This window comes from Neisseria sp. P0021.S007 (assembly GCF_051956855.1).
Genome location: NZ_JBQCXA010000848.1, coordinates 1 through 581 on the forward strand (window position 1 = coordinate 1; position 581 = coordinate 581).

General features: G+C 45.6%; 1 protein-coding gene and 1 pseudogene. One reads left to right on the top strand and one right to left on the bottom strand.

The window, feature by feature from the left end:
* Positions 1-196: pseudogene (locus ACTHUR_RS16295) on the bottom strand (hypothetical protein); the annotation flags it as partial.
* A gap of 113 nt (positions 197-309) precedes the next feature.
* Between ACTHUR_RS16295 and ACTHUR_RS16300 the strand changes: the two are divergent.
* Complete coding sequence (locus ACTHUR_RS16300; RefSeq protein ID WP_003745781.1) at positions 310-507, top strand: zinc-finger domain-containing protein; 198 nt, start codon at positions 310-312, stop codon at positions 505-507.
* The last annotated feature ends 74 nt before the right edge of the window (positions 508-581 follow it).

The following is a 581-nucleotide window of genomic DNA, read 5'->3' on the forward strand; positions in this document are numbered from 1 at the left end:
GCTGTACGAAGCCGCCTTCTTGAATTTGGCTGTCGAGATAGCAAAGGGCGGTCAGTGTATGCTGTTCGTCGTTGAGGCCGGACATGTCTTCATCTCCTGCTTGTTCGGTGTGATCCAAATAGGCTGCGCTGAGTGTATAAAGAAATGAAGCGGAATCGGAAGTATCGAAATCTTGAAGGCGGAGCAGGGTAGTCATAATCATTAAAGGCCGTCTGAAAAAAGTGATTATATAATGTTTTCAGTCTGAACCTAGCGGCCGTTTTGCTTTACAATATCGGAAGATAAGAAAACATAGTGAGGAACCAAACCATGAGTACACAGTCTGAAAAAAACGTTGTAGTCATCAAGCCGCAGGATTTGCCGCTGCATTGCTCCGGCCCTAATCATGAAACATGGAACGGCCATCCGCGTGTGTTCTTGCCGATTCAGTCTAATAGTGAGATTGAATGCCCGTATTGCGGCACTTATTACCGTCTTGATGGCGAGATTCCGCATCATCATTACTGATCTATATCTATGTTGAACAAAATCATCTGCGCTTTGTGCGTGAGTTTGTGCGTTTCGTGTGGCTCGTATAAGGC